We start from the raw sequence: 2,524 nt of genomic DNA on the forward strand, positions 1-2,524 counted from the left end.
ATCTTCCGGTGTCTCGCCGCCATCAACATCGGCATTGGCTGCAATGGCCGACGACGTAATTTCAGATACTGCTGGAGGTGGGGGGGATGTGACTGTTTCGGTCCGCTGGGCGGCCACTTGGTCAAACAATGCTTCAAAATCGTCTTGCGCCTCGGTCATGTCAGTGCTTCCCCGTATTTATAGTAGTTCGTGTTCTTACATCGGCGGGAAATGTTGAATCTTTAATTTTCATGCCGACGCAGCCGCATCAAACGGCTTCCCCATCATAAAGCCTTGACCACAGGCAAGCCAAGTCCGACGTGCACTGGTTGTTGCATGCTTCCTTCAGGCGTCCGCAGGCGGCGGCGACAACAGTCCGATGCTTGCCTCGAAGAGCGGATGGCCGGATTGGGCGAAAGCGTCGCAGATGGTCAGGTGATTCGTGCCAGGCAGTGGGACGTCGGACCGATGATTTTCCTTCCAGCGTTCGGCGATCAATGCGTTCTGCCGCTTGAACTCGTCCGATTCCAGTCCGCCCACCGCGGTGATGAACGGCGCCGGATGGGCCTGCGGCATCCAGGCCGGGGAGAGCGCGCCGGCATCCTCCGCGTCGAGCTTGAGATCGGCATTGACGAAATCCGCGTGGCGCACCGGTTCCAGGTCGAAAATGCCGGACATCAGGATGCCGCCCTTCACCAGGTCCGCCGGCAGGTCCGGTTCCAGCAGCGGCCACCTGGCGGCCATCATCATCGCGGCGAGATGCGCGCCGGCGGAATGTCCGGCCACCACGATTCGTTGCGCATCGAAGTCATATTGCTCCGCGTGACGGTACAACCAGGCCAGCGCGCGCAACTGCTGGCGCACGATCTCGGCAATGGGTGCCGCCGGCGCCAGCGTGTAGTTGGTCAGCGCGACATTGAAGCCGGCGCGGACATAATTGCCGGCGACGAACGAGAAATCCGACTTGTCCAGCGACCGCCACCAGCCGCCGTGGATGAATACCAGCAGCGGCGCGCCGCCGCGGTTGGCGGGAAAGAAATCGAGGCGCTCGCCGCTGGCCTCGCCATAGGCGATGTCCAGCAGGGCGGCATTGGTACGGCGGGCATGCGCGGATTCCTTGACCCAGCGGGTGAAGATGTAGGGATGGTCGGGGATCGCTGCGCGGGCGTTGTATTGACGGCTGTAGTATTCGCCTGGATTCTGCATCGGGATGTCGTGCGTTGTGAAGAGTTCGATGCGGTAGTGTAGCGGCTGGCTGTCCCTGTCACCAAGCGCGAGCAGAGTGATAGTTGGTTGCCGGCATTGTCAGTTTGACGATATCGGCCCGCCGACATACACTTCACCGGTTTTGGTGCCCGCGCGCATGTTCATGCGCGCAGTTAAACGGGAAACACGGTGTTTCGCATGCCGCGGCCTTCGGCCCGGCCGGCAAGCTAACGTGTGCTGCCCCCGCAACGGTAAGACAAGCGCCGCCCTGTCGTTCAGGGTGGCCGGCCGCTTCTTCAAACCACTGTGCATCGCATGGGAAGGTAGAGTGGTCCGACTTGTCAGCCCGGATACCGGCCAGGACAGGGGGAAGTGCTGCGGACGGGGATTTTCGCAAACACGAATCGACGCCGCCGGATGCAGTTCGCCAGCGGTCATCCATTCGTTTTCGAACACGCCGTCCCATCTTCCATTGAATCCGGCTTGCGGGGAAGCAGGCCGGATGCATCTTTCGAAAATGAATCACATGAATCGCTCATCTCCACGCACCGGCAAGTCGGCCTGGACGCCGCTCGCCCTGTTTTCCATGCTGTCCGCCGCCGTCCTGCCGGCCACGGCCCAGTCCTCCGGCGAGCAGACGCTCGCACCGGTCGTCGTTACCGCATCGCGCACGCAGCAATTGCAGACCGACGCACTGCCGCACACCACCGTGCTGACCTCGGACGATATCCGCAACTCGCAGGCGGTCGACCTGTCGTCGCTGCTCAGGCATGAAGCCGGGCTCCAGCTGACCCGCACAGGCGGCTACGGTTCCGCCGCCGGCCTGTTCATGCGCGGCACCGAGACCCGCCAGACGCTGGTGCTGATTGACGGCGTGCCGCTGACCAAGCAGGACGCGACCGGCACCACGAGCATCGAGCACCTGATGCTCGACCAGATCGACCGTATCGAAATCGTGCGGGGCAATGTGTCGGCGATCCACGGCTCCGGAGCGGTTGGCGGCGTGATCCAGGTATTCACCAAGCGCGGTGAAGGGCCGCCACGAGTGAGCGTCAATGCGGAAGCCGGTTCCCGCGATACCCAACGCCTGTCGGCCGGCGTCAGCGGCTCGACCGGCGCGCTGCGTTATTCGCTCGCCGCGTCCAATTTCCGCACCGACGGCATATCGGCGCTCAATCCGGCGCAATTCCCGACGACCAATCCCGACAATGACAGTTACGAAAACACCAGCGTCAGCGGCGCGCTGTCGGCCGCATGGGCAAAGGACCAGGAGATCGGCGTGCGCTTCGCCGCCGCGCGGGGGAAGTTCGACTACGACAGCAGCTTCGGCGCGCCGACC

2 protein-coding genes and 1 riboswitch are annotated in these 2,524 nt (G+C 63.0%); of the genes, one reads left to right on the forward strand and one right to left on the reverse strand.

The features are described 5' to 3' along the window. Nucleotides 1–324: 324 nt before the first annotated feature. Nucleotides 325–1,185 (reverse strand): alpha/beta hydrolase, encoded by an 861-nt coding sequence (locus V7080_RS25175; protein WP_334191116.1) that lies wholly within the window; start codon nucleotides 1,183–1,185, stop codon nucleotides 325–327. A gap of 126 nt (nucleotides 1,186–1,311) precedes the next feature. Next, nucleotides 1,312–1,561, forward strand: a riboswitch (cobalamin riboswitch). 150 nt (nucleotides 1,562–1,711) lie between these two features. Between V7080_RS25175 and V7080_RS25180 the strand changes: the two genes are divergently transcribed. Then, the coding region (locus V7080_RS25180) for a TonB-dependent receptor (RefSeq protein ID WP_334191117.1) at nucleotides 1,712–2,524 on the forward strand (813 nt) is incomplete at its 3' end.

The sequence above is a fragment of the Noviherbaspirillum sp. genome, assembly GCF_036846085.1.
In the GTDB taxonomy this organism is placed as follows: Bacteria; Pseudomonadota; Gammaproteobacteria; order Burkholderiales; family Burkholderiaceae_D; genus Noviherbaspirillum.

What these genes read in the sequence shown, in the direction of transcription:
- V7080_RS25175 (WP_334191116.1), bottom strand. Translation starts at nt 1,185, where the DNA reads ATGCAGAATCCAGGCGAATACTACAGCCGTCAATACAACGCCCGCGCA.